This is a genomic window from Pseudomonas sp. SA195 (assembly GCF_054131565.1).
In genome coordinates, this window is record NZ_CP096392.1 from 210,010 (window position 1) to 233,165 (window position 23,156).

Here is a 23,156-nt window from a genome sequence, read left to right on the forward strand (position 1 = left end):
GACTGGCGGCCGGGCTTCGATTCAGCTGGATCAGTAAATGTCGAACGGGAAGTACTTGGCGTTGAGCTTCTCGTAGGTGCCGTCAGCGCGGATTTCCGCCAGCGCCTTGTTCAGCTTTTCACGCAGCTCGTCATTGCCCTTGCGTACGGCGATGGCGATCTTGTCGTTGTCGAACACCGGCTCGCCTTTGAACTCGAAGTCCTTGCCTGCATCGCTCTTGAGCCATTCCCACTGGACGAACGAGTCGGCAAGGATGCCGTCAACGCGGCCAGCTGCAAGGTCAAGGTAGGCGTTTTCCTGGGTGTCGTAGAGTTTGATGTCAACGACGTCATCGAGGTTGTCCTCGAGCCAGGTACCGGCGATGGTCGCACGCTGTGCGCCAATCACCTTGCCATCGAGGTAGCTCTCGTCTGTCTTGAAGTCGACGGACTTGGGCGCCACGAACTGCAGCTTGTTGGTGTAGTAGTGATCGGTGAAATCGACAGCCTGCTTGCGCTCCTCGGTGACCGACATGGAGGCGGCGAGGAAGTCGAACTTACCGGCATTCAGGGCGGGAATGATGCCGTCCCAGTCAGAGGTGACCACTTCGCACTCGACTTCCATCTTGGCGCAGAGCGCGTGGGCGACGTCCAGGTCGAACCCTACGACCTGCCCGCTGGCATCGATCAAGTTGAAGGGTGGGTAAGCACCTTCGGTGCCGATACGCAGTTTTTCTGCAGCAAAGGCGTTGGCGCCGATCATCAGCGTGGCGGCGGCGGTCAGCAGAATCTTCTTATAGCTTTTCATGCGGTGTTGCTCCATTAGCGATGGCTGGACATGAACTGTTTACAGCGTGCCGATTGGGGATTGTCGAACACCTGCTCGGGCGTTCCCTGCTCTTCGACCAGGCCCTGGTGGAGGAAGACGACCTCACTGGAAACCTGCTTGGCGAAGTTCATTTCATGGGTGACCAGCAACATGGTGCGACCTTCATCGGCCAGCGACCGGATCACCGTAAGCACTTCTTGTACCATCTCCGGGTCGAGGGCCGAGGTTGGCTCATCGAACAGGATGACCTGTGGTTGCATCGCCAGCGTCCGTGCAATGGCCGCGCGCTGCTGCTGGCCGCCGGAGAGCTGATTCGGGTAGACGTGTCGCTTGTCGGCGATCCCAACCTTGGCCAGCAAGGCTTCGGCCGTTTCGGTCGCCTCGGCCTTGCTAAGGCCAAGCACGCGGCGGGGCGCTTCGATAATGTTGTCCAGCACGCTCATGTGGGGCCAGAGATTGAAGCTCTGGAACACGAAGCCCAGCTTGCTGCGCATCTGGTTGATCTGCTTGGAGTCCGCGGCAACCAGGTCACCGTCCTTTGCACGCTTGAGGCGCAGCTGCTCGCCGGAGACGTAAATCTCGCCCTCGTTGGGGTTTTCCAGCAGGTTGATGCAGCGCAGGAAGGTGGATTTTCCGGAGCCGGACGAGCCGAGGATGGAAATCACGTCGCCGTCGCGCGCGGTCAGCGAGATGCCCTTGAGTACTTCCAGATCGCCGTAGCGCTTGTGCAGGTTGCGGATTTCCAGCGCGGGTATGGCCTCGGCCATTGAGCTTCCTCTTCTCGGAGCAGGCGGGGACCTGGTCCGTCTTTATGTAAATTGCGCTCCGGCCGACTGCTCGCCGTCCTGGCGAGGCGCAAACCTAGCATGGGTGGGGGCATGCGCCAAGCGCGACGCTACCCCGTGCGGCGTGACTGACCGGTCAGCTTTGCCGTGCCCTGTTCAGGTGCCTCTATCTATATAGATGAAATTCCCAAGGGCGGCGCAATTGGATCGTTTGCGCCCTTGGGTGCGAGCGTCAGGCCGAGCCAGTTCGAGCGTGCTCGGCCTCGCCGGTCAGCATTTCGTCATGCTCTTCCATGCGCCATGGCAGGCTGCCGGGCGAGATATGCAGGAAGTGCAGGTACTTTTCGAACTGGTCGAGAATGTCGCTAATGATGTCGGCCTGGTCGTAGCCGTACACATCGTAGTGCTGCCCGCCGCGGCGCAGGAAGACTTCGGCGCGGTAGTAGAGCTCGTCCGACTCCGGTGCGTCGGCGAACGCGAACGCCGGCATGGCGTAGCCGACCGCGCGAATCTCATAGACGAAGTCGAGCTGGTCTTCCTTGATCACTTCCAGATACAGGCGCGAGTTGGCTTCGTCGATCTGTATCTCGGCCGGCCAGCCTTGCTCTACCAGCCCGCGTTGCACGCGGCGCATGCCCTTGAGCACGGTGGTGTCCATGAAGGTCTGCACTTGCTCGCGGTTGGGAAAGTTGACCAACCCGGCCAGGCGCTTCTTCCACGTACCGGGCGCCGCTGTGGTTGCACGATTGCCCTGGGCGAGGTTCTGCAGGCTGAGCTGGTGCCCTTCGATGACGAGCGCGCGCCACATGCCGAGCCCGGCCAGCATCATCAGGATGCAGAATGGCAGGCCGCTGGCGATGGCCATGGTCTGGAGCGCGCTGAGACCGCCAGCGATCAGAAGCGTCGCGGCGACGACGCCCTCGATAGTCGCCCAGAACACCCGCTGCCAGACCGGCGTGCGGATGGCGCCACCGGCGGCGATCGAGTCGATGACCAGCGAGCCGGAGTCCGACGAGGTGACGAAGAAGGTCACGATCAGCAGCACCGCCAGAAACGAGGCGACTGATGACCAGGGCAGCAGTTCGAACAGCTTGAACAGCGCGATGGCGTTGTCAGCCTGGACCTCGGCAATCAACGAGGTGTAGCCCTCGACCATGATCAGGTGCAGCGCGGTGTCGCCGAAGACTGAGAACCAGAGGAAGGTAAACATCGTTGGCACGATCATCACTCCAAAGACGAACTGGCGGATGGTGCGCCCGCGGCTGATCTTGGCGATGAACAGCCCGACGAAGGGCGACCAGGAAATCGTCCAGCCGAAGATGAACAGCGTCCAGTTGCCAATCCAGTCGCTGCGGCTGTACGCCTGAAGATTGAAGGTCCGCTCGACGATGTTGTTCAAATAACTGCCGGTGTTCTGCAGGAAGGTCTCGAGAATGAAGATGGTGGGACCTACCGCCAGCACGAACAGCATGAGCACGGTCGCCAGCAGGATGTTGAGCAGCGACAGGTTCTTCACGCCCTTGTCCAAGCCGGCAACCACGGAGGCGACAGCCATCGCGGTGATGATGGCGATGGCGGTGACCTGCACCCAGATGCTCACCGGGATCTCCGGCCAGAGGTAATTCAGACCCGCGTTGATCTGAGTGACCGACAACCCAAGCGTGGTGGCGATGCCGAACAGCGTGCCGAGAATGACCAGCACGTCGACGAAATGGCCGATCGGCCCGTAGATGCGCTCACCGATCAGGGGATACAGCGCCGAGCGCAGCGACAGCGGCAGCCCATGGCGGAACGAAAAGTACGCCAGCGCCAGCCCGACGATGCCGAAGATGCCCCAGATATGGAAACCCCAGTGAAAGAAGGCGATCTGCATCGCCTGCTTGGCCGAATCGACCGTTTCCGCCGCGCCGGCTGGCGGTGACGCGTAATGCAGTACGGGCTCGGCAACACCGAAGAACAGCAGCGCAATGCCGTACCCGGCCGAGAAGAGCATGGCGAACCAGGCGGGGAAACTGTACTGCGGTTCGGCATGGTCCGGACCCAGCTTGATGTTGCCCCATTTGGTCAGCGCGATGCCGACGATGAAGACCAGGAAGAAGGCCACCGACAGCATGTAGAACCACCCGAAATTGGTGGTGATGAAGGCCAGGGTCGAGCTGAACAGTTCGCCTGCCAGGTCTGGGTTGCTGATCGTGCCGATCACCAAGAGCAGCGTCACGATGACCGCGGGCACGAACACCGGCACGAGGATGATGGCTTTGGGTAGCTTCTTGTCTGCTTCCATATGTCGGTCTGCTCTCTGGTTGGAGAATGGGACGGAATACGGGCTGTGGCTCCTTTATGCGAGACGCCAACCAAAGGTAGACGGCAAGGGGCGGCCGAATACTCACCAGAACTTTCCCGAAGCAGGCGCCTTCGGGCCAACCGCGCACAGGACGTGCGCGGGCAAGGACGGTGGGGTGGGGTGTTCCGGCGCGTGAACCGAGTGCGCCGTGTCGCTTAGAACGTGACGGCGTAGGCGAGCGTGAAGGTGCGACCGCGGCCGTTGAACACGCGACCGTCGCGGGTGACCTTCGAGCCGGTGTTGGCCGCCTGCGAGTAGTAGGTCAGGTAGTCCTCATTCAGCAGGTTCTCGATGCCGAGGCTGGCCTCGCCCACCGGCAACCGGTAGCCCAGGGTGGCATCGACCAGGCTGTAGCCATCGAACTCCAGGCCGGGCGTGTCGAAATCGCGGCTGGCGTAGTGGTTTACCTGTAGCAGGCTGTGGAGGTTGTCAGTCCAGTTGGCCTGCCAGCTCATGCTGTAGCGGTCCGGCGAGATGTTGGCACCGTTGAGGTCGGTGTCGACCTTGCCGTCGCCGTCGGTGTCCGAGCGGCCATCGACCTGGGCATACATCAGTTTCAGGCGATGTGCATCGTTGACCTGCCAGCCAGCGGTGAGCTCGACGCCGTCGATCTCGGTGCGCTCGCGACGGATCTGGTAGACCCCGCCTACGCTGTCCAGACGTGAGCCGAGATCGGCGTCGGACTCGTAGTAGCTGATCTCGGCATCGAACGGCCCCTGCTTCAGGCGCAGACCGATCTCGCGGTTCTCGGTAACCACCGGCTGTAGATCGAGGAAGCTGTCTACGCGAGTGTTCGGGGTGCCGATGCCGCGCAGCACGCGGCCGACATCAGGCATACCGAAGCCCTCGGAATAGTTTCCGAACAGTTGTGCCCAGTCATTTATCTGCCACACCAGGCCGGCGTTGTAGAGCGTTTCTTCGAAGCTCGGGTTGCCGCCCTCGACGTCTACGCCGCCTAGCGCCGGATTGGTCGAGGCGATGGTGCGGAAACTGTCGACCTCAAGCTCGGCGAACTCGTGGCGCACCCCGGCGAAGAGGGTCAGGGAGTCCAGCGTGCGGACCTCGGCCTGCAAGAAGGGCGCGTAGTTGCGGAATACCGTCTCCGGTACCCATTCCCGATCAGTGAGGATCAGCTGCTGGCGGGTGGTGTCTTGCAGCACATCGAGGCCGCCCGTCAGCCGCAGGTGATCGTCGAGCAGGCCGTCGCGACTCAGGGTCAGCTTGCCGCCAATCTTGTCCGATTCGTTTTGCGACTGATCGAACAGGGTGCCGATCGGCGCGATGCTGTCGTCCTGAAAGGTGCCATTGGTTCCGCCACCGAAGCGCGCACGAAAACGCTGGGTGTAAAGCTGAAGGCCAAGTTCGTTGCCGTACAGATCGGCATGCTTGTAGGAAAGGCTGCTCGCCAGCGTCTCGTTCTGCGGCGCCTTGCCCTGCGGGTCGCCTTTGCGCGAGGTCGCGGGTACATCGGCGTCTGCGTCGCCCGGCACGTTCACGTATTCGTGTTCGCCTTCGACCTGGTAGCGGTTGAGCATGAGCGACACGTGCTGGTTGTCATCGATCCAGTAGCCGAGCTTGACCATCAGATCCTGGGCGGTGGAATCCATGACGTCGCCCTGGGTGTCGTCGACACCGATCAGTTCGCCATTGGCGTCGTAAAACATCCCTTGCGTCTGCCAGCTGGCCGCGGCCAGGTAGTCGAAATCGCCTTTCGTGCCTTCGACCCGGTAGTCCATCTTGTAGCCAAGGCCTTCGGAATCGTAGTCGGTGGGGGCCGTGAGGCTCACGGCGGCATGCTGGCGTAGCGTGCCACTGGCGGGGCGCCGCGTGACGTAGTTGATGATCCCGCCCGTGGCGCCCAGGCCGTGCTCGGCACTGGCGCCGTGGATCACCTCGATGCGCTCGACCATTGACAAGTCGATGACATAGCCATCTCGCTGACTGTCGCGAAGCGGCGTCGACTGCGGTACGCCGTCGATCAGGATCAGCGCCGAGCGACCGCGAAAGGTTTCGCCAGCGCTGCTCATCTTCTGCCGGCTCGGGGAGTAGGAGGGGATCAGGTTGCTGAGCACCGCACCATGATCCGACGTGATCGCCAGCTGCTGCTCGATCTGTTGGCGATCGATGACGGTTATTTTCTGGGGCGTCTTGCCCGCTTCGCTTCGAGCGCGTGTGGCGCTGATGGTCACTGCTTCAAGCTCGGCCGCCTGGTTGGCCAGGACCGGCGCGGAGGCGAAGGATAGGGAAGCCAGAGAAATGGCCAGACAAAGACAAGGTTTGCGTAACACCTGGTGCTCCCGGTATTGGTTTTATTGGGGGAGCGAGAACTTAAACTAAATGCGAATTACTTTCATTAAATTTACACAGTCGGCTGGGTTGTTTCGGCCTTGCGCAAGTCTTCCAGCGAGATGGGGGTGGTCTTGCCGTGGCGACTCACCGCTTGCGTTGGCGCCATTCCCAGGGCGCCTGCCGGTCCGATTTGGGCAATGCCCACAGGCCGCGCTTGAATTCGCGCGCCACGGCTTCGAGGGCTAGCAGGCTCCGATCCGTCATGTAGTCGGGTTCGGCCCAGGCTGCACCTGCTCGGATCATCTCGGCGTTCACATCCGTGTCGCCCGCATGAACCCGCGCAAGCGTGCGGCCATGGCGATCGCGTCCTTTCACCGCGAGCGAGACGTCCTTACCGAAAATGAAGCCCGACAGGGCGTGCTGTGCCTCGAGGCCATACGCCTGCCCCGCCTCGGGCGCGTCGACCTCAGCCAGCCGCACACGTATCCGCTCTCGGTCGGCAGTCAGGCACGCAAAGAGATCGCCCCCCGCAATGCCGATGACGCGGCAGTCGATTGAGTCAGCCGAAGCGGGCAGGGCGGTGACCAACAAGGTGGCGAGCAGGTAGCGCAGCATGTGTACCTCCGGCGAAGCGAGGCGCGCGAGGTTAGCAGGCCAATTACCGAAGGGCAGGGAGCTGTGTCTCAGATGGGTAGCGACTACAGAAATCGCAGGCAACAAAAAACCGGCTCATGGCCGGTTTCTGGTGTTTCGAAGGTGTGCACCACTCGAAACGAAATGAGTGGTGCCCAGGGACGGAATCGAACCGCCGACACGGGGATTTTCAATCCCCTGCTCTACCGACTGAGCTACCTGGGCAACGGGGCGCTATTAGACGGATTTGGCTTTTGCCTGTCAAGCGCGCCCTGGAAAAATATTTAGCCAGGACGGGCGTTTAGGTGACTACCCGCCCTGCTCGCCCTCACTCGCTCGGCGGCACGTAGCCTTCGGCCTGGGCGTACTCTTCGCCGGAGAGGAACTTGTCCATTTCGGCCTGGAGGAACTTGCGATCCTCGGCGTTCATCATGTTCAGGCGGCGTTCGTTGATCAGCATGGTCTGGTGTTTCTGCCAGTCGTCCCAGGCCTGCTTCGACACGTTGTTATAGATGTCCTCGCCTTTCGGGCCGGGGTATGGGGGGCGGTCCAGGCCGGGCAGTTCTTCCTTGTATTTGCGGCAATTCACGGTGCGGGTCATGACATCTCTCCTGCGTTCAGTTCGGCGGCGGCGCGCTTGAGCAGCGTCTTCACCGGGGCGGCAAGCCCCAGTCGCGGCGGGGTGGCGAGGTTATACCAGAGCCAGTCGGGCTGGGCCACGGCGCCGGCGACGCTGTCGACGCGGACCAGCCAGGGTTCGATGGCGAGCTGGAAATGGCTGAAAGTGTGCGTCAGGCCCGGCAACGGTTGTTGCCCCTGCAGGCGTAGGGCGTGGCGTTCGGCGAGCGGCGCGAGGGCGTCCAAGTCGTCCAGTTCGGGCAGGCTCCAGAGGCCGCCCCAAAGGCCCGTCGATGGGCGACGATAGAGCAGGATGGCGCCGTCCCGGTTGGCCAGCAGCGGCATCAGGGTGCGCTTCTGTGGCAACGTCTTGCGCGGCTTGGGGACCGGGAAATCCGTCTCGCGACCCAGCAGGTGAGCGCGGCAGCCCGAGCGTAGCGGGCAGAGCAGGCAGCTCGGCTTGCTTCGCGTACAGAGTGTGGCGCCCAGATCCATCATTGCCTGGGTGTAGTGGTTAACGCGCCGGCCCGGGGTAAATCGCTCAGCGACGTCCCAGAGCTGGCGGGCGACTTTCGGCTCGCCGGGATAGCCCGGTTGAGCGGTGTAGCGGGCCAGCACGCGCTTGACGTTGCCGTCGAGGATCGGCGCGCGCAGGCCCATGCTGAGGCTGGCGATGGCGCCCGCGGTCGAGCGGCCGATGCCGGGCAGTTCGGCGAGGCGTTCGACGTCACGGGGAAATTCGCCGCCGTACTCGGCCACGATCAGCTTGGCAGTCTTGTGCAGGTTGCGGGCACGGCTGTAGTAGCCGAGGCCAGTCCAGAGGTGGAGCACTTCGTCTTCCGGCGCGGCAGCAAGCGCCTCGACCGAGGGGAGCGCGTCCATGAACCGGTCGAAATAGCCGAGCACGGTGCTGACCTGGGTTTGCTGCAGCATGATTTCCGACACCCAGACCCGATACGGAGTGATGCCCTGCTGCCAGGGCAGGTCTTTGCGCCCGTGACGGTCGTACCATTCGAGCACGGCGTCGCCGAACTGCTCCGGGCTCATCGGCTCGGTGATCATCGGTTGAACAACCCCTTGAGCGCATCCTTCAGTTCCGGGCTGACCTTGTCGCCCAGCTTTTCTTCGATGGTCTGGTTGAGTTTCTCGCCGGCGAGCCGTGCGGCGATCTTGCCCAGACGGTCATTGTCGAAACGGCACGCCTTGGCGCCGAGCTCCAGCGGCCCCCGGCAGTGCAGCGGCCACTCGATGCCTACGTAGCGCTCGTTAACCTCGCAGGCCGGGTCGGGCATGGCGCCCTTGTCGCCTTCGACGAGGATGCCGACGCGGTAATCCATGCCCAGCACACGCAGGTCGATATCGCCTTCGCCGTTGACCGTCAGGCCCGGGATGCTGGCCTTGAGGTCGCGGTTGGTGGCGACGCCATTGCTCACGACCAAGTTGCCCTTGAGTTCACGGAAGGGGGTGTCTTTGCCCCGAGGGTCGCCACTCAGCTGCTTGCGATTGAGCGTGGCGATGGCGCGGCAGACTTGCTGCTCCAGGTTGGCATCGACGAGCACGCCATTGTCGATGATGAAGCCGGCCTTGCCGTTGAGGTTGTCGATCCAAGCTTTTTGACTATTGCCCTGGGTGCGGAAGTCGCCGTCCAGATTGACCAGCCCCTTGATGATGACTTTCTCGCCCATGCTTTGCAGAAGACGTTCGATGGGGACATGGATCAGCCGGCTCTGCAGGCCGATCTGCGGCAGCGCCTGCCGGACATCGAGGGTCGCCGAGCCTTCGACGCGCCCGTTGTACAGGCCGGCGCGCAGTGTCTCGACAGCAAGCTGGCCGCCAGCGCTGCGTGCGTTGAGGCTGACGTTCTCCAGCGGCAGCTTTTTCGCGGTGAGGCTGGCGACAGTAACCACGACGCGCGCGTCCAGCTTGCGCAGCGTCTCGACTGGCAACAGCTTCTCGTCGCTCCAGGCGTGCTGGGTCGGCTTGTCCGGAAGCGGGGTGGTGCCGCTGCCGATCACCGCGGCTTCGGTGGCATCGACCTCGCCTTGGCGTGCGGCGCCCGCCGGATCGTCCTTTTGCGCAGGGGGCAGGTAGCGGTCGAGATCGAGCCGGTCGCCCTTGAGGTCCATACGCACGGCCTGGCGGGCAAAATCGCTGATGCCGGCTTGGCCGGTGAAGCGGCTGTCATCGAACTTCAGGTCCAGCTCTTCGAGCATGAGGCTGGTCGGCGTGGCGGCCAGTCGCGTGACCAGTTCGGCTTTGCCCAGGGCGTTGCCGTCGGCCATCACCGGCAGCGGCTGGCCGATGCCTTCAAGAAACTCACGCAGGTTGAACGACGCGATAGACAGCGTGCCGGCGACCTTGGGCTGGTCGTTGAGATCGCGCGCCTTGAGTTCGCCAAGTCCGCGCACCTGATTAGCGGTGAACTTGAGGCTGGTCCACTCGGCCACATCGGCGGCCAGGTCGGCCAGAAGCTGCCCTTGGGCGCTGAAGTTGAGGGTCTTGCCTTTCAGCGGCTCGCCCGATGCTTCGCCGCTCAAGCGCATGTCCTCGAACTGGTAGCGCTGCAGGCGATTGTCGAAGCTCAGCGAGCCCTGCAGCTCGGTACGGGCCCGCATGACCGGTTTGTTGCTGCCAAAGAAGGCATTGAGCTTGAGCGGGATCGGGCTGCCCTCACGAATAGCGCCGGTGGTCAGCTCGATGCCTTCGGCGCTGAGCTGCTGGCCGCTGCGGGCGTCATGGTAGGCGACACGAGCATCGGTAATGGTCAGGCTGTCGATGTCCAGGCGCAGCGGGCGTGTGCTGCCGGTCGTTTCCGCCTCGGTATCGGCGGGCGCTTCGGCTGGCTCGGCCTCCGCGCCTTGCTCGGTGTCGCCCTGCTTCGCCGGGCGACCGATGCCTTCCCAGTTGCCCCGGCCCTGTTCGTCACGGGCGAGCATCAGGTTGAGACCGTTGACGGTGATGTCGCTCATTTGCACTTCGCGGCGCAGCAGCGGCATTACGCGGACTGACAACCCGAGCATGCGCAGGTCGGCGAAGGGCTGGTCGGGCGTCTGGGCGCTGGCGAGGGTGGTTTCGTGCAGCTCAAGACCCAGCCAGGGAAACAGGCTCCAGCCGATGTCGCCGGCGATGTTCAGTTCGAGGCCGGCCTTGTCGCGGGCAAGCTTGCGAATTTCATCCTTGTAGTCATTGGGGTCGAAGAGGTGGGTGAGTGCGAAGCCCAACCCGACGAGTACCAGCAGCAACCCGAGGATTACCAGGCCCAGGATCTTGCCGAGCGCTTTCATGGACGAGTCCTTGTGTTTTTGCGTTCTGAAAGGCAGCGAGTATAGCGCCGCAGGTTGGCCGGGCGGCGCGGTGCGTGTTGGAGTCGATGTGGGCGCCGCGGTTCCTGCGGCCGGTCGGGCCTCAGATCAGGTCCAGCGGCAGATGGGTGCGAGCGGCGAGCGCCTGGGCGTCGAGATGGCCGGCTGGCGCGGCCAGGCGCAGCGGTTTCCCGGCCTCGGCCGCCAATCGCAGGCTCTCGTCGAGCAAGCGTTTGCCGACGCCACGGCGCCGGGTGACCTTGCGCACGCAGAGGTGTGAAAGCTGCCAATGATCTGTGTTGCGCCGAAGCTGGGCGGCGCCGAGTAGGCGGTCATTGAAGCGGCCGGCGATCAGGCTGCCGTCGGCCAGCGCGCTGTCGATCAACGCCTCGGCATCGGCGTGGGGCACGAGCAGCCAGGCGGGCGCGTCGGCATAGATTTTCGCCAGGTCGATGCGATCCTGCGGGCTGGGGTCGGTGAGCGTTTCGACGTAGACGGGCATACGGCCGGGCACCTGTGCGGAAGATGCCGGCAAGCATAACCCCGCATTCTGGCAATCGCACGACAGCACCCTGCCTGCGCGGGTTGGCCGCCGGTGTTGCGCCTGGACACGGCTCATGGGCGCCCAGAGGCGATGCGCGGGTCCTTGATCTATCCGCGCGGGCTCGAGATATCCGATGCGGTTGCCCGTGCAGCAGGGGGGAGCGGGGCGATCTGCCGGTCCGCGCGAGGCGATCCGGCCGGCGGGCGCGTATCCCTTGGTACGGGTTTACGCCTATAATGCGTGCCTTTTTCGCCCGATGATCAGCGGAGCTGTTGATGTCCGAACGTACGGCTTGCGTAGAGCGCAACACCCTGGAAACCCAGGTCAAGGCCACCATCAATCTGGACGGCACTGGCAAGAGCCGCTTCGCCATCGGCGTGCCTTTTCTCGAGCACATGCTCGATCAGATCGCCCGCCACGGCTTGATCGATCTCGACATCGAATGTCAGGGTGACCTGCACATCGATGATCACCATACCGTTGAAGACGTCGGCATCACCCTCGGCCAGGCCTTCGCCAAGGCGGTGGGCGACAAGAAGGGCATGACCCGCTACGGCCATTCCTACGTGCCGCTGGATGAGGCGCTGTCGCGCGTGGTCATCGATTTCTCCGGTCGCCCGGGTTTGCAGATGCATGTGCCCTATACCCGCGCCACCGTCGGCGGCTTCGATGTCGATCTGTTCCAGGAATTCTTCCAGGGCTTCGTCAACCACGCGCTGGTCACCCTGCACATCGACAACCTGCGCGGGCACAACACCCATCACCAGATCGAAACCGTATTCAAGGCCTTCGGCCGCGCGCTGCGCATGGCCGTGACGCTGGACGAGCGCATGGCCGGGCAGATGCCATCGACCAAGGGTTGCCTGTAATGCAGACCGTCGCAGTCATCGATTACGGCATGGGCAACCTGCATTCGGTCGCCAAGGCGCTCGAACACGTGGGCGCCGGCCGGGTACTGATCACCAGCGATGCGCAGGTGATCCGCGAGGCGGACCGCGTAGTGTTTCCCGGCGTGGGCGCGATTCGCGATTGCATGGCCGAAATCCGTCGACTGGGCTTCGATGAGTTGGTGCGCGAAGTTAGCGTGGATCGGCCGTTCCTTGGCGTGTGTGTGGGTATGCAGGCGCTGATGGAACATAGCGAAGAGAACGGCGGCGTTGACTGTATTGGATTGTTTCCAGGTCGGGTGCGCTTTTTCGGTAAGGATCTGGAAGAAAATGGCGAGCGCCTAAAGGTGCCGCACATGGGCTGGAACGAGGTGGAGCAAGCGGTCAGCCATCCGTTGTGGCACAACATCCCAGCTGACGGCCGTTTCTATTTCGTTCACAGCTATTACGTCGAGGCGGCTCAGCCGCGCCAGGTCGTCGGGCGGGGTCGCTACGGCAAGCCGTTTGCCGCCGCGCTGGCCGACGGCTCGCGCTTCGCCGTGCAGTTCCACCCCGAGAAAAGCCACACCCACGGCCTGCAGCTGCTGCAGAACTTCGCCGCCTGGGATGGCCGCTGGTAATGAGCCGGGCCAAGCCAAAGGCTCCGGTCCTGACGCTGGATTCCGCTCAGGAGCAGGCCGCGCAACAGACCATCAAGCGCTTTCTGGAAGACCGTTTCGAGCTGGAGCTGGGCTCGTTCGAAGCGCAGGAAGTGCTTGATCTGTTCGCCCGTGAAATCGCTCCGCTGTATTACAACAAGGCGATTTTCGACGTGCAGACGCACCTCAAAGAGAGGTTCGAAAGCATCGAGAGCGACTTGTGGGCGCTCGAGAAGAGCTGACCTTAACCGACACTTGATTTGAACAGGTTCGAGCCATGCTGATTATTCCCGCCATCGATCTCAAGGACGGCGCCTGCGTGCGTCTGCGTCAGGGCCTGATGGATGACGCGACGGTGTTTTCCGATGATCCGGTGGCCATGGCCGCGAAGTGGGTCGAAGCGGGCTGCCGTCGCCTGCATCTGGTCGACCTCAACGGTGCCTTCGAGGGCCAGCCGGTCAACGGTGAAGTGGTCACCGCAATCGCCAAGCGCTACCCGAACCTGCCCATCCAGATCGGCGGCGGCATTCGCTCGCTGGAAACCATCGAGCACTACGTGCGCGCCGGCGTCAGCTACGTGATCATCGGCACCAAGGCGGTCAAGCAGCCCGAGTTCGTCGGCGAAGCCTGCCGCGCCTTCCCGGGCAAAGTGATCGTCGGCCTGGACGCGAAGGACGGCTTCGTGGCCACTGACGGCTGGGCGGAAGTCAGCAGTGTGCAGGCCGTCGATCTGGCCCGCCGGTTCGAGGCCGATGGCGTCTCGGCGATCGTCTACACCGACATCGCCAAGGACGGCATGATGCAGGGCTGCAACGTCGAGGCCACGGTGGCGCTGGCCAATGCCAGTCGTATCCCGGTGATCGCTTCCGGTGGCATCCACAACATTGGCGATATCCAGAAGCTGCTCGACACCAACACGCCCGGCATCATCGGCGCCATCACCGGGCGCGCGATCTACGAGGGCACCCTCGACGTCGCCGAAGCGCAGGCGCTCTGCGATCTGAAGTTCAAAGACGAGTAACAAGCCGTGAGCTGGAAGCCGGCAGCTGAAAGCGAAGCTGCTCGACCGGCTTCCCGCTTCTGCACTTAAGGCTTCAAGCTCTTTTCGGAGAAAAGCATGGCCCTGGCCAAACGCATCATCCCCTGCCTCGACGTGGACAACGGCCGCGTGGTCAAGGGCGTCAAGTTCGAGAATATCCGCGACGCCGGTGACCCGGTGGAGATCGCGCGCCGCTACGACGAGCAAGGCGCCGACGAGATTACCTTCCTCGACATCACCGCCAGCGTCGACAACCGCGACACCACGCTGCACACCGTCGAGCGCATGGCCAGCCAGGTGTTCATTCCGCTGACCGTGGGCGGCGGCGTGCGCACCGTTCAAGACATCCGCAACCTGCTCAATGCCGGTGCCGACAAGGTGTCGATCAATACGGCCGCGGTGTTCACCCCAGAATTCGTCGGTGAAGCCGCCGATCGTTTCGGCTCGCAATGCATCGTCGTGGCGATCGACGCCAAGCGCGTCTCGAAGCCCGGTGAGCCCGGCCGCTGGGAAATTTTCACCCATGGCGGTCGCAAGCCCACCGGGCTCGACGCGGTGCTCTGGGCGCAGAAGATGGAAGCCCTTGGCGCTGGCGAAATCCTGCTGACCAGCATGGATCAGGACGGTGTGAAGAGTGGCTATGACCTCGGTGTCACGCGCGCCATTAGCGAGGCGGTGCGCATCCCGGTCATCGCCTCCGGCGGTGTCGGCAATCTGCAGCACTTGGCCGACGGCATCCTTGAAGGCAAGGCCGATGCGGTACTCGCCGCGAGCATCTTTCACTTCGGCGAGTACACCGTGCCGGAAGCCAAGGCCTACATGGCCAGCTGCGGCATCGTGATGCGCTGACAACCGCCGCCCGGCGGACATATCACCACACCCAAGGACACGGCCGCCAGCAGCGGCCGTTGCGTCATCAAGGACCCCTGAAAAATGTTCAAACCCCTCCTGCTTGCGCTGGCCGTCGGCCTCTCACTCGCCCCGGTCGCGGCCCAGGCGGAACCGGAACGGATCCACCTGCTGACTGAAAATTTCCCGCCCTACAACATGGCCGTCGACGGCAAGAACTTCGCGCGCGACGAGAACATCAGTGGCATCGCTGCGGACATCGTGCGCGAGGTGTTCAAGCGCGCGGGTGTGGACTACAGCCTGACCCTGCGTTTCCCGTGGGAGCGAATCTACAAGATGGCGCTGGAGATGCCGGGCTACGGCGTGTTCGTCGCGGCGCGCCTGCCAGAGCGCGAAGCGCTGTTCAAATGGGTAGGGCCGATCGGGCCGGACGACTGGGTGCTGCTGGCGCGAGGCGACAGTGACCTGCAGATCAGCAGCCTCGAACAGGCGCGCCAGTATCGAATCGGCGCCTACAAGGGCGACGCCATCGCCGAGCACCTTGCAAGCAAGGGACTCGAACCGCAATTAGCGCTGCGTGACCAGGCTAACGTCGAGAAACTACAGAACGGGTCCATCGACCTCTGGGCCACGGGTGACCCGGCGGGGCGATTTCTGGCTCGCCAGCAGGGTGTGACGGGCTTCAAATCGGTGCTGCGGTTCGACAGCGCTGAGCTTTACCTGGCACTGAACAAGGAAACCGCCGACGACATCGTGGCCCGTTTACAGGCGGCGTTGGACAACATGCGTGCCGATGGCACGCTGGACGTCATTACGGCTCGCTACCTCTGACCTACCCCCGCGCCCCATCACGGGGCGCTTTCGCCAGCCCGTGCGCAACGCGCGGGCGTCGCGGCGAGGCAAGGGCCGCACAGTGCCCGGTATTTCTACCCGACACCTCCTTGTGATATCGAAATGACAGCTTAGCTGTGACCGATTTCTCATTTCACGGCTTGCTCGCGTGCGCCTGGTTCACAACTTGCTAAACCAGATGGAGGAACACTGGCGCAGTGCCTGTACGACAGGCTGCCAGCGGCGTCGGTGCAAGCGTGTTCGATGAGGGGAGCGTGTTCGATGAAGCGTTTGTTTGCGGTGGCCTTGTTCATGTTGTCGGCCGTGTCGGCTCAGGCCGCATTGCCAAGCGATTACAAACTCGTTGTGCTGACTGAGAACTTCCCGCCCTTCAATATGGCGGCGGACGGCAAGAATTACGCTGCCGACCGGAACATCAGCGGCATCAATGCTGATATCGTCCGGGAGATGTTCAAGCGCGCCGGTGTGGACTACAGCCTCACGCTGCGTTTCCCCTGGGACCGCATCTACAACCAGGTGCTGGAGCACCACGACCAGGCCCTGTTCTCCACCACCTATACCCCTGAGCGTGAGCCATTGTTCAAATGGGTCGGGCCATTGGCGAGCACCGGCTGGGTTCTGCTTGCGCCACCCGGCAGCTCGCTGCGCCTGACCTCCTTGGAAGAGGCCAGGCAGTACCGGATCGGCGCCTACCGCAACGATGCGGTCAGCCAGCATCTGGAAAGTAAAGGTTTCGAGCCGGTCAACTCGCTTCGTGATCAGGAGAACGTCGGCAAGTTGCTCAAGGGGCAGATCGATCTTTGGGCGACCACCGACCCGGTCGGCCCGTACCTCGCCAAGCAGGAGGGCGTCGGCGGTCTGACCACCGTATTGCGATTCAACGATGCCCAACTGTTCCTCGCGCTGAACAAACAGACGCCCGACGAGGTGGTGAGCCGCCTGCAGAAGGCACTCAACGACATGCGGAGCGACGGATCGATCGATGTCATCCTGCGCCGCTATCTGTAGCGCCTGATGTCATGGTCAACCCGCAACAGGGCGGGGCGGTGCTGAAAGCTGTTGGTCAGCGATAGACGCCATCGCGGCCGTGCGCAGCCATAGCCCGGTTGGCTCGCATGGCGATCATCTGGCCCATGTCGACCCAGTCGATGCCGGCCTCCTCCAGGCGCGGCAGTTCGCGCTCAAGCAGCGCCAATGTGCTGCGGTGCGGATGGCCAATGATCACCACGGAACCCTGTTTGCGAGCGAGGGCGAGCGCCTCGCGGAACTGTGTGGCCACTGCCGCGGGGCTTGGATCGTCGTCGAGAAAGATATCCCGTGACAGGCTGGCCAGCCCCACCTGCTGGGCGGATGCCGCCGCGACCGTTCCCCGGTTAGTGCGGCTGTCGAGAAAGAAAAGGTGGCGCCGTTGCAGCTCGGTCATCAAGGCCAGCATCGGTAACTGCCTGACGGTCATTTCACTGCCCATGTGGTTGTTCAGTCCGCTTGCGTGCGGTACGGCCCGGAGCGCCTCGTCCAGTCGGTGCTGAAGCGCGTCCTGAGGCAGCCCGGGGCGCCAGGCGTAGGGACCACCCGCCGGCGCCATGGGCATGTGCAGCATGACGGTCTTGCCCGCACTGTTGGCCTTCTCCGCAAGCGCCCTGGCGTGAGGGGCATCCGGCAGGATCGCCAGCGCGACCGGCCCGGGAAACTGCAGGACTCGTAGGTCGCGGTGCAGGTTCTGACCGAGGTCGTCGATGACCAGAGCGAGCCTGGGCCTGCTGGCAGGAGCTTGCCGCTGGGCTTCAGGCGGGCTGGCACGGTCTGCCGCCGGGGCGGGTGCCGCCGCGGCATGCAGGAACAGCGTCAATGCCGCCAGCCACGGCAGCGCCACCCGGCGCACCGGTTACTGGCCGCGGGTCAGGTTCAGTCCCTTGAGGAGGTTCAGCGCCTGCCCGAGCTGGTAGTCATCGTCCTGCGGGCGCTCCGAATCGCTGATCACTTGCGTGCTGCTGGGGCGATCCGGCCCACCGTTGCCGTTGCCCAGGTGCCCCGCCAGGTCCGCCTCGCGGATACCGTCGGCAGCCTGCTCGCGGGTCAGCTTGGCGCGTGTGACTTCGATGTCCGGCTCGATGCCCTGGGCCTGGATCGAGCGGCCATTAGGGGTGAAATAGAGCGCGGTGGTGAGCTTGAGCGCACGATCGTTGTTGAGCGGCAGGACGGTTTGCACGGAACCCTTGCCGAAACTGTCCGTGCCCATCACCACGCCGCGCTTCTGATCCTGCAGTGCGCCGGCGACGATTTCCGACGCCGAGGCGCTGCCGCCGTTGATCAGCACGACGAGCGGTACGCCTTCGCTGGCGTCGGCCGGATCGGCGTTGAAGCGCAGCTCGGAGTTGGCGATGCGCCCCTTGGTGTAGACGATCAGCCCATCGGTGAGGAAGTGATCGGACACCTCGACGGCCGCCTGCAGCACGCCGCCGGGGTTGTTGCGCAGGTCGAGCACCAGGCCGTTGAGCTTCTTGCCGTTCTCCTTGCGCAGCGCGGCCAGCGCCTTGCCGACTTCTTCGCCAGTGTTGATCTGGAATTGGGTCACACGCAGGTAACCATAGCCGGGCTCCAGCATCTGATTCTTGACGCTGTTGACCTTGATCACCGCACGGGTGAGTTTGACGTCGAACGGCTTGCCTCCCTCGCGCACGAGCGATAGTGCGATGTCGGTGCCCGGCTTACCGCGCATCATGTTCACCGCATCCATCATCGACATGCCTTTAGTCGGCTTGCCGTCGATCTTGACGATCAGGTCACCGGCTTCGATGCCGGCCTTGGAGGCGGGCGTGTCGTCGATCGGTGAGACGACCTTGATGAAGCCGTCTTCGATGCCCACCTCGATGCCGAGGCCGCCGAACTCGCCGCTGGTGCTTTCTTGCAGGTCGGCGAACGCTTCCGGCTCCAGATAAGCCGAATGCGGATCAAGGTTGCTGAGCATGCCCTTGATGGCGTTTTCCAGCAGGGTCTTGTCATCGACCGGTTCGACATAGGCGGCCTTGATCCGGTCCAGCACCTCGACGAAGGTGCGCAGCTCGTCCAGTGGCAGGGGCGCCTTGCGCTGCGCCTCGATGGCGGCCGGCTCCGCCTCTGCCGGCGGCTCCTGGGCCCAGGCGCTACCGTGCATCCCCAGCATGATCGCCAGGGCGAGGGTGGAAGGTTGGGCGAAACGGCGCAGGTGCAGCATGTCGAACTCCAGTTGAGAGGGGGTGCGCTTGCGGCCGGGCGGCCTATCCTTGCGCGCGACACCACACGGCAGGATCGCTGGGGCGGCCCTGCTGGCGAATGGCGAAATACAGGGCGGCAGATTCCTGTCCGCCGCTGTTGCCTACGGTAGCGATGGGGTCGCCGGCCTTGACGATCTCTCCCGCGTCCCGCAGCAGGCTCTGGTTGTGACCGTAGAGGCTCAGGTAACCGTTGCCGTGGTCGAGGATGACGAGTAATCCGGCGCCCCGTAACCAGTCGGCGAACACCACCCGGCCGCCATGGACGGCACGGACCTGAGTGCCGACACGCGCGCCAATCAGTACGCCGTCCCATTTGGTTCGAGCATCGCCGCCACGCGGAGTGCCGTAGCGCGCGACCAATTGGCCGTCCACCGGCCAGGGCAGCTTGCCTTTGGCGCTAGCGAAGGGGCCACCAAAGCTGCCGCCCGCGCTTGAGACCACAGGGCCGCTGGGCTGCGTCGAAGCACGGCCTGCCTGCTGGCGTTGCGACTCCTGCTCGCGGGCCTGTGCCAAGGCGCGCTGGCGAGCCTGTTCCGCTTCGCGGGCCTGGCGGGCAAGGGTTTCCTCGATGATCTTGAGGACGCGCTCGAGCTGTGCCTGCTCCTGCTTGCGCGCCTGCAGTTTCTGGTCGCGGCTGGCCCGGTCGCGGTCCAGCTTGGCCAGGGTTTGCTGGCGCTTCTGGCGTACTTCGGCCAGCTGCTCGCGGCGTTGCTTGAGGCCGTCCTGCTGTTCGGCGAGGGTTGCTTGCTGCGCTTCGATACCAGCCTCGACATTGGCGAGCTGGCGCAGCGTCTCGTTGAAGCCCTCGACCTGCTCGAAGCGCGCCTTGCTCAGGTAGTCGTAATAGGTCAGCGTGCGGGAAAACTTCTCCGGGCTTTGCTGGTTCAACAGCAGTTTCAGGTATTCCTGACGGCCGCTCTGGTAGGCCGCGCGAGCCTGAATGCCGATCAGACGCTGCTGCTCGATGCGGGCGCCTTCGAGCGTCGTCTTCTCCTCGTTCAAGCGGTCAAGCTCGGCTTCGCTGCGATCGATTTCCTGTTGCAGCGAGTCGACCTGCTTTTCCAGCTCGCCCATCTCGCTTTCAGTGGTTTGCAGCTGCTTCTGGACCGTGGATTTCTCCTGCTCGATCTGCTTGAGCAGCTTTTGCAATTCGGCAACGTCCTGCCGTGCCGCTTCGATCTGCCGGCGGGCGTCGGCACGTTCATCGGCGATGGCCGGACCGAGCAGGCAGGCGAGCACCAGGGCTAAAAGAATACGAGGCATGGGGGAGCTAACCGAGAGTTCGACGACCGCCGTAGTATGCCTAAAAAATGATCGGGAAGCTTGAGGCCCTGCCAAAGCTGGGCCTGGCTTCCCGATTGGGCTGTCAGCTCAGTTCGACTATCGAACGACCGGTCATCTCGGCTGGCACTGGCATGCCCAGCAACGTCAGCAACGTCGGGGCGACGTCCGCAAGCACGCCGCCCTCGCGAATGCGCGCCGAACGCTTGCCGACATAGATGAAGGGCACCGGCTCGCAGGTGTGCGCCGTGTGTGCCTGGCCGGTCATCGCGTCTTCCATTTGCTCGACGTTGCCGTGATCGGCGGTAATCAGAGCCTCGCCACCGACCTTCTCCAGCGCTTCGACGATGCGACCCATGCAACTGTCCAGGCACTCGACGGCCTTGACCGCTGCGTCGAACACACCGGTGTGGCCGACCATGTCGCCGTTGGCGTAGTTGACGATGATGACGTCGTAACGCTGATGTTCGATGGCGTCGACGATGCGGTTGGTGACTTCCGGCGCGCTCATCTCCGGCTGCAAGTCGTAGGTCGCGACTTGCGGCGATGGGATCAGGATGCGTTCTTCACCTTCGAACGGCTCTTCGCGGCCGCCCGAAAAGAAGAAGGTCACGTGCGCATATTTTTCGGTCTCGGCAATTCGCAGTTGAGTCTTGCCATTGTTGGCCAGATATTCGCCGAGCACGTTGGTCAGGGCCTCGGGTGCGAAGGCCGACGGTGCCGGAATGCTCGCCGCATACTGGGTGAGCATCACGAAGCCGGCCAGCTGTGGGACGCGAGCACGCTGAAAGCCCTCGAAATCGGCTTCTACAAAGCAGCGCGTCAGCTCGCGCGCACGATCGGCGCGGAAATTCATGAAGACGACGGCATCGCCATCCTCCACTCGGACCGGCTCGCCGATGGTGGTGGCCTTGACGAATTCGTCGCTCTCGCCGCGCTCGTAGGCAGCGATCAGGCCGTCGACCGCATAGTCGGCATGGTGGTCGGCCTTGCCGTCAACGATCAGATGATAGGCCTGCTCGACGCGGTCCCAGCGGTTGTCGCGGTCCATGGCGAAATAACGACCGATCAGGCTGGCGACCCGCCCCTTGCCCAAACGAGTGAAGGTCGCCTGCATCAGTTCGATCGAGGATTGCGCGCTCTTCGGTGGTGTGTCGCGGCCATCGAGGAATGCGTGCAGGTAGATTTTTTCGGCGCCGCGCTTGGCTGCCAGTTCCGCCATGGCAACCAGGTGATCCTGGTGGCTGTGCACGCCACCATCGGACAGCAGGCCGAGGATGTGTACGGCCTTGTCCGCATTGACGGCCTTGTCGACCGCTTCGCAGATGGTGGGGTTGGCGAAGAAATCACCGTCGCGGATCGACTTGGTCACGCGGGTGAAGTCCTGATACACCACCCGGCCGGCGCCCAGGTTCATATGGCCCACCTCGGAATTGCCCATCTGGCCGTCCGGCAGGCCGACGTCCATGCCGCTGCCTGAGATCAGCCCGTGCGGTTGAGTCGCGAGCAAGCGGTCATAGACCGGCGTGCGGGCGGCATGGATCGCGTTGAATTCCGGATTATCGCTGTGGCCGAAGCCGTCGAGGATCATCAGTACGAGAGGTTTGGGCGCGGCAGGCATGTATCTGGCTCCTTGCACGAGGGCGCGAAAATGGCGGCCAGTCTACTGGCTGGCCGGTTTGGCGTCACGATTCGCAGGGTTCAGCCTGGTAGGGGGGCTGTGTATACTGGCCCGCATTTTATCCCCCGGGTACCCATTAGATGGTCGCTAAGCTGATTGAATTCGTCTCTAACCACTATGTATTGGTCAGCATCTTTCTGGTGCTGCTCATCCTGCTGGCGATCACCGAGGCCCGAAAGGGCGGCAAGAGCCTGAGCAATCGCGAACTGACCGGCCTGGTCAACCGTGACGAAGGCGTCGTGTTGGACGTGCGTGCCAAGAAGGAGTTCGATGCCGGCCACATCGTCGACTCATTGAACATTCCCTACGACAAGCTGGTCAGCCGACTGAGTGAGCTGGAAAAGCACAAGGCCAGGACGATCGTCGTGGTCGATGCCATGGGCCAGCACGCCGGAACGGCCTGCCGTGAGCTTCAAAAGGCAGGCTTCACAGCCGCGAAGCTGGCCGGAGGGATTTCCAGCTGGCGCGGCGAGAATCTGCCAGTGGTCAAATGAACATGCCTAACATCGTCATCTATACCACCGCCTGGTGCCCCTTTTGCATTCGCGCCAAGGCGCTGCTTGATCGCAAGGGTGTCGCCTACGAGGAAATAGCCGTGGACGGCAAGCCTGCGCTGCGTGCCGAGATGGCCAGCAAGGCCGGCCGTACATCGGTTCCGCAAATCTGGATTGGCGACGCGCATGTCGGTGGTTGCGACGACCTCCATGCGCTCGACCGTGCTGGACGCCTGGATGCGATGTTGCAGGGCTGAGCCGCACCGGCCGGCCGCGGCGCCTTAGGTTGCCGCTTGATGACCCGAACATCCCACGCACAACGAGAAGGCTTCACATGACTGAACAAGCAAACAACGGAGCGGCTGGCCAGCAGGAGCAGGGCGCGCAATTTTCCCTGCAGCGCATCTATGTGCGCGACCTGTCGTTCGAAGCGCCAAAGAGCCCCGAAATCTTCCGTCAGGAATGGAGCCCGAGTGTTTCGCTGGATCTGAACACCAAGCAGAAGCCGCTCGAAGGCGACTTCCATGAAGTCGTGCTGACGCTCTCAGTTACCGTCAAGACCGGAGAAGAGGTCGCGTTCATCGCCGAGGTGCAGCAGGCCGGCATCTTCCTGATCAAGGGGCTCGAGGCGCAGGCGATGAGCCACACGCTCGGCGCCTTCTGCCCGAATATCCTGTTCCCTTATGCTCGCGAGACGCTCGACAGCCTGGTGACCCGTGGCTCGTTCCCGGCGCTAATGCTGGCGCCAGTCAATTTCGATGCGCTCTATGCGCAGGAAATGGCCCGCATGCAGCAGGCCGGCGACGCTCCCGCGACCGCTCACTAATCGAGCACGCCGCCACGCGCCGCAGTTCGTTCG

General features: G+C 63.3%; 23 protein-coding genes and 1 tRNA gene. 10 read left to right on the plus strand and 14 right to left on the minus strand.

Features of this window, described 5'->3' with window-relative positions:
- Positions 1 to 30: 30 nt before the first annotated feature.
- The 10 genes from M1D78_RS00990 to panM form a co-directional block, all read right to left on the minus strand.
- Positions 31 to 786: an ABC transporter substrate-binding protein gene (locus M1D78_RS00990; RefSeq protein ID WP_437422414.1), complete on the minus strand. Its 756-nt coding sequence runs from the start codon at positions 784 to 786 to the stop codon at positions 31 to 33.
- A 14-nt stretch (positions 787 to 800) separates the two neighbouring features.
- Positions 801 to 1,574, minus strand: a complete 774-nt coding sequence (locus M1D78_RS00995) for an ABC transporter ATP-binding protein (RefSeq protein WP_437422413.1) — start codon at positions 1,572 to 1,574, stop codon at positions 801 to 803.
- 250 nt (positions 1,575 to 1,824) lie between these two features.
- Positions 1,825 to 3,876 (minus strand): BCCT family transporter, encoded by a 2,052-nt coding sequence (locus M1D78_RS01000; RefSeq protein WP_437422412.1) that lies wholly within the window; start codon positions 3,874 to 3,876, stop codon positions 1,825 to 1,827.
- 215 nt (positions 3,877 to 4,091) lie between these two features.
- Complete coding sequence (locus M1D78_RS01005; RefSeq protein WP_437422411.1) at positions 4,092 to 6,224, minus strand: TonB-dependent receptor; 2,133 nt, start codon at positions 6,222 to 6,224, stop codon at positions 4,092 to 4,094.
- A gap of 145 nt (positions 6,225 to 6,369) precedes the next feature.
- Positions 6,370 to 6,840, minus strand: coding sequence for a thermonuclease family protein (locus M1D78_RS01010; protein WP_437422410.1), 471 nt, complete (start codon positions 6,838 to 6,840; stop codon positions 6,370 to 6,372).
- A 167-nt stretch (positions 6,841 to 7,007) separates the two neighbouring features.
- Positions 7,008 to 7,083: transfer RNA gene (locus M1D78_RS01015), tRNA-Phe, on the minus strand.
- 103 nt (positions 7,084 to 7,186) lie between these two features.
- Positions 7,187 to 7,459, minus strand: a complete 273-nt coding sequence (locus M1D78_RS01020; RefSeq protein ID WP_437422409.1) for an oxidative damage protection protein — start codon at positions 7,457 to 7,459, stop codon at positions 7,187 to 7,189.
- The gene (gene mutY / locus M1D78_RS01025; protein ID WP_437422519.1) at positions 7,456 to 8,523 is read right to left on the minus strand and encodes an A/G-specific adenine glycosylase; all 1,068 of its coding nucleotides are present in this window, start codon (positions 8,521 to 8,523) and stop codon (positions 7,456 to 7,458) included. The genes M1D78_RS01020 and mutY overlap by 4 nt, the downstream gene beginning before the upstream one ends.
- A gap of 11 nt (positions 8,524 to 8,534) precedes the next feature.
- On the minus strand, positions 8,535 to 10,760 hold the full coding sequence (locus M1D78_RS01030; protein ID WP_437422408.1) for an AsmA family protein: 2,226 nt from the start codon (positions 10,758 to 10,760) through the stop codon (positions 8,535 to 8,537).
- A gap of 121 nt (positions 10,761 to 10,881) precedes the next feature.
- Positions 10,882 to 11,280, minus strand: coding sequence for an aspartate 1-decarboxylase autocleavage activator PanM (gene panM, locus M1D78_RS01035; protein ID WP_437422407.1), 399 nt, complete (start codon positions 11,278 to 11,280; stop codon positions 10,882 to 10,884).
- A gap of 317 nt (positions 11,281 to 11,597) precedes the next feature.
- Between panM and hisB the strand changes: the two genes are divergently transcribed.
- From hisB to M1D78_RS01070, 7 genes are all read left to right on the plus strand, one after another.
- The gene (hisB, locus tag M1D78_RS01040; protein ID WP_019341947.1) at positions 11,598 to 12,191 is read left to right on the plus strand and encodes an imidazoleglycerol-phosphate dehydratase HisB; all 594 of its coding nucleotides are present in this window, start codon (positions 11,598 to 11,600) and stop codon (positions 12,189 to 12,191) included.
- Positions 12,191 to 12,829, plus strand: coding sequence for an imidazole glycerol phosphate synthase subunit HisH (gene hisH / locus M1D78_RS01045; protein ID WP_019341946.1), 639 nt, complete (start codon positions 12,191 to 12,193; stop codon positions 12,827 to 12,829). The genes hisB and hisH overlap by 1 nt, the downstream gene beginning before the upstream one ends.
- On the plus strand, positions 12,829 to 13,089 hold the full coding sequence (locus tag M1D78_RS01050) for a DUF2164 domain-containing protein (RefSeq protein ID WP_437422406.1): 261 nt from the start codon (positions 12,829 to 12,831) through the stop codon (positions 13,087 to 13,089). The genes hisH and M1D78_RS01050 overlap by 1 nt, the downstream gene beginning before the upstream one ends.
- A 35-nt stretch (positions 13,090 to 13,124) precedes the next feature.
- Entirely contained in the window at positions 13,125 to 13,868 is a 744-nt protein-coding gene (gene hisA, locus M1D78_RS01055; RefSeq protein WP_217475896.1) for a 1-(5-phosphoribosyl)-5-[(5-phosphoribosylamino)methylideneamino]imidazole-4-carboxamide isomerase, read from the plus strand.
- A gap of 96 nt (positions 13,869 to 13,964) precedes the next feature.
- Complete coding sequence (hisF, locus tag M1D78_RS01060; RefSeq protein WP_437422405.1) at positions 13,965 to 14,735, plus strand: imidazole glycerol phosphate synthase subunit HisF; 771 nt, start codon at positions 13,965 to 13,967, stop codon at positions 14,733 to 14,735.
- A gap of 84 nt (positions 14,736 to 14,819) precedes the next feature.
- A complete protein-coding gene (locus tag M1D78_RS01065) occupies positions 14,820 to 15,566 on the plus strand; it encodes a substrate-binding periplasmic protein (RefSeq protein ID WP_437422404.1) in 747 nt (248 codons plus the stop codon).
- A gap of 282 nt (positions 15,567 to 15,848) precedes the next feature.
- Positions 15,849 to 16,595, plus strand: coding sequence for a substrate-binding periplasmic protein (locus tag M1D78_RS01070; RefSeq protein WP_437422403.1), 747 nt, complete (start codon positions 15,849 to 15,851; stop codon positions 16,593 to 16,595).
- Positions 16,596 to 16,650: 55 nt separating this feature from the next.
- On the opposite strand, the gene M1D78_RS01075 is transcribed toward M1D78_RS01070, so the two are convergent.
- The 4 genes from M1D78_RS01075 to gpmI form a co-directional block, all read right to left on the minus strand.
- A complete protein-coding gene (locus tag M1D78_RS01075; protein WP_437422402.1) occupies positions 16,651 to 17,460 on the minus strand; it encodes a divergent polysaccharide deacetylase family protein in 810 nt (269 codons plus the stop codon).
- 12 nt (positions 17,461 to 17,472) lie between these two features.
- On the minus strand, positions 17,473 to 18,801 hold the full coding sequence (locus M1D78_RS01080; protein ID WP_437422401.1) for a S41 family peptidase: 1,329 nt from the start codon (positions 18,799 to 18,801) through the stop codon (positions 17,473 to 17,475).
- Between the two features lie 43 nt (positions 18,802 to 18,844).
- Positions 18,845 to 20,104: a murein hydrolase activator EnvC family protein gene (locus M1D78_RS01085; RefSeq protein ID WP_437422400.1), complete on the minus strand. Its 1,260-nt coding sequence runs from the start codon at positions 20,102 to 20,104 to the stop codon at positions 18,845 to 18,847.
- 103 nt (positions 20,105 to 20,207) lie between these two features.
- Positions 20,208 to 21,743 carry a 2,3-bisphosphoglycerate-independent phosphoglycerate mutase gene (gpmI, locus tag M1D78_RS01090; RefSeq protein WP_437422399.1) on the minus strand — a complete coding sequence of 512 codons (1,536 nt, stop codon included), beginning with the start codon at positions 21,741 to 21,743 and terminating at the stop codon, positions 20,208 to 20,210.
- Positions 21,744 to 21,883: 140 nt separating this feature from the next.
- On the opposite strand from gpmI, the gene M1D78_RS01095 reads away from it, so the two are divergent.
- The 3 genes from M1D78_RS01095 (at position 21,884) to secB (ending at position 23,123) form a co-directional block, all read left to right on the plus strand.
- Positions 21,884 to 22,297, plus strand: coding sequence for a rhodanese-like domain-containing protein (locus tag M1D78_RS01095; RefSeq protein WP_437422398.1), 414 nt, complete (start codon positions 21,884 to 21,886; stop codon positions 22,295 to 22,297).
- 2 nt (positions 22,298 to 22,299) lie between these two features.
- Positions 22,300 to 22,554: a glutaredoxin 3 gene (gene grxC / locus M1D78_RS01100; RefSeq protein WP_437422518.1), complete on the plus strand. Its 255-nt coding sequence runs from the start codon at positions 22,300 to 22,302 to the stop codon at positions 22,552 to 22,554.
- Between the two features lie 77 nt (positions 22,555 to 22,631).
- On the plus strand, positions 22,632 to 23,123 hold the full coding sequence (secB, locus tag M1D78_RS01105) for a protein-export chaperone SecB (protein WP_437422397.1): 492 nt from the start codon (positions 22,632 to 22,634) through the stop codon (positions 23,121 to 23,123).
- The last annotated feature ends 33 nt before the right edge of the window (positions 23,124 to 23,156 follow it).

Bases quoted from the DNA above. Each gene is read 5' to 3' on its own strand.
- M1D78_RS01065 (WP_437422404.1), top strand. From the start codon at position 14,820: ATGTTCAAACCCCTCCTGCTTGCGCTGGCCGTCGGCCTCTCACTCGCC.
- grxC (WP_437422518.1), top strand. From the start codon at position 22,300: ATGCCTAACATCGTCATCTATACCACCGCCTGGTGCCCCTTTTGCATT.
- M1D78_RS01020 (WP_437422409.1), bottom strand. From the start codon at position 7,459: ATGACCCGCACCGTGAATTGCCGCAAATACAAGGAAGAACTGCCCGGC.
- M1D78_RS01010 (WP_437422410.1), bottom strand. From the start codon at position 6,840: ATGCTGCGCTACCTGCTCGCCACCTTGTTGGTCACCGCCCTGCCCGCT.
- M1D78_RS01095 (WP_437422398.1), top strand. From the start codon at position 21,884: ATGGTCGCTAAGCTGATTGAATTCGTCTCTAACCACTATGTATTGGTC.
- M1D78_RS01030 (WP_437422408.1), bottom strand. From the start codon at position 10,760: ATGAAAGCGCTCGGCAAGATCCTGGGCCTGGTAATCCTCGGGTTGCTG.
- M1D78_RS01050 (WP_437422406.1), top strand. From the start codon at position 12,829: ATGAGCCGGGCCAAGCCAAAGGCTCCGGTCCTGACGCTGGATTCCGCT.
- M1D78_RS00990 (WP_437422414.1), bottom strand. From the start codon at position 786: ATGAAAAGCTATAAGAAGATTCTGCTGACCGCCGCCGCCACGCTGATG.
- M1D78_RS01000 (WP_437422412.1), bottom strand. From the start codon at position 3,876: ATGGAAGCAGACAAGAAGCTACCCAAAGCCATCATCCTCGTGCCGGTG.
- M1D78_RS01080 (WP_437422401.1), bottom strand. From the start codon at position 18,801: ATGCTGCACCTGCGCCGTTTCGCCCAACCTTCCACCCTCGCCCTGGCG.
- panM (WP_437422407.1), bottom strand. From the start codon at position 11,280: ATGCCCGTCTACGTCGAAACGCTCACCGACCCCAGCCCGCAGGATCGC.
- M1D78_RS00995 (WP_437422413.1), bottom strand. From the start codon at position 1,574: ATGGCCGAGGCCATACCCGCGCTGGAAATCCGCAACCTGCACAAGCGC.
- M1D78_RS01085 (WP_437422400.1), bottom strand. From the start codon at position 20,104: ATGCCTCGTATTCTTTTAGCCCTGGTGCTCGCCTGCCTGCTCGGTCCG.
- M1D78_RS01070 (WP_437422403.1), top strand. From the start codon at position 15,849: ATGAAGCGTTTGTTTGCGGTGGCCTTGTTCATGTTGTCGGCCGTGTCG.
- mutY (WP_437422519.1), bottom strand. From the start codon at position 8,523: ATGAGCCCGGAGCAGTTCGGCGACGCCGTGCTCGAATGGTACGACCGT.
- hisB (WP_019341947.1), top strand. From the start codon at position 11,598: ATGTCCGAACGTACGGCTTGCGTAGAGCGCAACACCCTGGAAACCCAG.
- hisF (WP_437422405.1), top strand. From the start codon at position 13,965: ATGGCCCTGGCCAAACGCATCATCCCCTGCCTCGACGTGGACAACGGC.
- hisH (WP_019341946.1), top strand. From the start codon at position 12,191: ATGCAGACCGTCGCAGTCATCGATTACGGCATGGGCAACCTGCATTCG.
- secB (WP_437422397.1), top strand. From the start codon at position 22,632: ATGACTGAACAAGCAAACAACGGAGCGGCTGGCCAGCAGGAGCAGGGC.
- hisA (WP_217475896.1), top strand. From the start codon at position 13,125: ATGCTGATTATTCCCGCCATCGATCTCAAGGACGGCGCCTGCGTGCGT.
- gpmI (WP_437422399.1), bottom strand. From the start codon at position 21,743: ATGCCTGCCGCGCCCAAACCTCTCGTACTGATGATCCTCGACGGCTTC.